We start from the raw sequence: 2,778 nt of genomic DNA on the forward strand, positions 1-2,778 counted from the left end.
CATATTGCGCGCGCATCAGACATTCATATCGATTCAGGGATTATTTAATGGTTGCCATCGTTACAGGTCAGGGACAGGGTTTGCTCGATACATCACTCAACACACTGGGAGGACGCAGTGTGCTGGGTCAATCTGCCAGCGGGCAGGGCGGGGATCAGATCTATGTCAATGCTGCCAATGGCAATCTGGTGATCCAGCGGGTGGATGAAGTACTGAAAGGCATCGGCCCGGATGCGGAGGTGGTGCGGACCTATAACAGCCAGGGGCAGATGGCCGGGGGCAATGGCCTGGATCATGGCTGGATGTTTGGATTTAACCGTCGGCTGGAGAGTGAGACGGTTAATAACGAATTAGTCTGGTACCGGATTGACGGCGATGGCAATCGTTCTCAGTACAACAAAAACGGTGAGTGCGCCGCCGGTGGCGGAGCCTATGACACCCTAATCAAGAAGGCTGATGGCAATTGGGAATGGACCGATGGCGATACGGGTACCAAGGAATATTACGAAGGCTCTAATTATCGCCTGAGCAGGATTGAGTATGCCGATGGCCGCAAACTGACGCTGGAATATCGGTCGGACGGCTTGCTGTCTGAGGTCAAGGCAGATCGCAAAGCCGCTGCGACAGAGAACGCCGTGATCCGCTTTGGTTATGACGGTTCCAACCAGCTCACGTCGATCCGGATCGTTAACGCCAAGGCTGCGGATGACAAGCTGAATCTGAGGGATGGCAAAGGTGAGGACCTGGCTCGTCACGTTGGCACCGACTATGCCCTGGATGGCAATAGCGTCCGCATCACCACCCACTGGCAGGAAGCGGGCGTCACCAAGGGTTATACCACCCGCTACACCTATAGCGATGGCCGGATCAGCCAGATCACCCAGCCCGATGGCAGCGAGTTATCGATTGCCTACTACAACGACGCCCACCATCGTGTCCGCTACATTCTGGAACAGACGCAGCTAGGCAAGCGCTATACCCATTTTGCTTACGATAACGACGGTCTGACCCGCACCTGGATCAGCGACTCGGAGCTGGACACCCCAACCTCGGCCGCTGCCACGACCGAACTGAAATATTCGGCAACCGGGCAACTGGCCAGTATTACCCAGCCGCAGGTGGATGGCCGGCGCAGCCAGGTCACGTATGAGTACAGCACCGATGGCAGGAATGATCTGGTGAAGGTGACGGTGTTGCCGGACAGCAGTCAGTCCACCAAAGATGGCGTGACCACCTTCTATGCCGGGCATGCCGCCGGCTATGGCAACTGGACTCAGCAGACCGACAGCCAGGGCAATGTGATTGCGACCCGGGAATATGATCCGACCAGCCACCTGTTGCAGAGCGAGACGGTGTATGGCAATCCCGTCAAGCCAGACCAGCTGGCGTCGGCCAGTGGGCAGACCACCCGCTACTTCTATGACAACCAGCGTCATCTGCGCTTTCTGCTGACCCCTGCTGGCCGTTTAACCCAGTACACCTACGAAAATGGCTTACGCCGGAGCGAAATTCAGTATGGGGCGCCCCTTGCGGTAGAGACCGTCGCCAGATTGGGCGAGTGGGCCCGTAATCAGACCACCACCTCGGATGGCGATTTGGGGATGGCGACTAAAGTTGAGAGCCAATACGAGTACGACGATCTGGGCCAGCTGAAGAGCCGTCAGGTGGGAGGGGTTACCACCAGTTATGTCTACGACCTGGCGGGTCGACTGGTACAAAGCTGGGCCGGAAATGGTGAAAAAACCACCTACACCTACGACGGCCTGGGGCGCCTGTTGACCAGCAAGACCGGTACGACGCTGACCACCCGCCACTACAGCGGCGACGATACCAAAGTGGCGTCGGGGCTGGTGGTGCAAATCACCGTTACCGACGAGCTCCAGAAGGCCGATGGCAAGGCCAAGACCGTACGCAAGACCATCGAGACCTACGACCGGGCCGGTGAGCTGGTCAGCCGGGTTGAGGTCTCTGATCTGAAGCTGGATGGCGAGGACGGTGCCAAGACTTCTTATGCCTACGATACCCAGGGCCGTCTGCGCGTCGTTGGCGATGCCACCGGCGTTTACACCGGGGTGTTCTACAACGCCGCCGGTCTCAAATGTGCCGAAGTCGATCAGACCGGGGCGTTTGTCGAGTACCACTACAACGCCAATAATCAGCTGGCCTATACCTACCGCTATGCGACGCGACTGACAGCCGAGCAGATGGGGAAGCTGTATCAGGCAGGCACCCCGATCCTGCTGGATCTGGACATCGAGGGCCTGCAGGCCAAAGGCGTGGTGCCCCCAGCCTCGGTCGATGACCGGCTGGATCTGGTGTTCTACGACCAGCGAGGCCGGGCGGCGATCACCGTGGATGCCGATGGCTATGCCACGGAGACGGTGTACGACGGCACCGGTGCGGTCCTGAAGACCATCCGCTATGGCATTCCTTATTTGCCACTCTACCTTCTCGAAAATGGTGCAACGAAACCCCGCACTGATGGGGATGCCGGAAAACAGCGGGATCAGCTGCGCGCCTACACCAACCTATCCGCCCAATCTGTTATGGAGTTCTTTCGTAATCAGAAGGAACTCATTGATCCGGATAGCGATACCAAGAAGACGATTCCTACGTTACCGGACCGCATCACCCGCTACTTCACCGACGCGGATGGTCTGCGCACCGGCCAGCTCGATGCCGAAGGCTATCTGACCGAATACCAGTACGATGGCGCCGGCCGCAAGATCGAGACCATCCGCTACGCAACCCAGATCAAAGGGGCAACGGACAGCAGTA

The 2,778-nt window shown here is 58.1% G+C and carries 1 protein-coding gene; it reads left to right on the forward strand.

Features of this window, described 5'->3' with window-relative positions; genetic code table 11:
* Window positions 1–47: 47 nt before the first annotated feature.
* A partial coding sequence (locus tag PZA18_RS23710) for a DUF6531 domain-containing protein (RefSeq protein ID WP_284103371.1) occupies window positions 48–2,778 on the forward strand: 2,731 nt, incomplete at its 3' end.

Origin of the sequence: Parachitinimonas caeni (genome assembly GCF_030129945.1) — a bacterium.
Lineage (GTDB): Bacteria > Pseudomonadota > Gammaproteobacteria > Burkholderiales > Chitinimonadaceae > Parachitinimonas > Parachitinimonas caeni.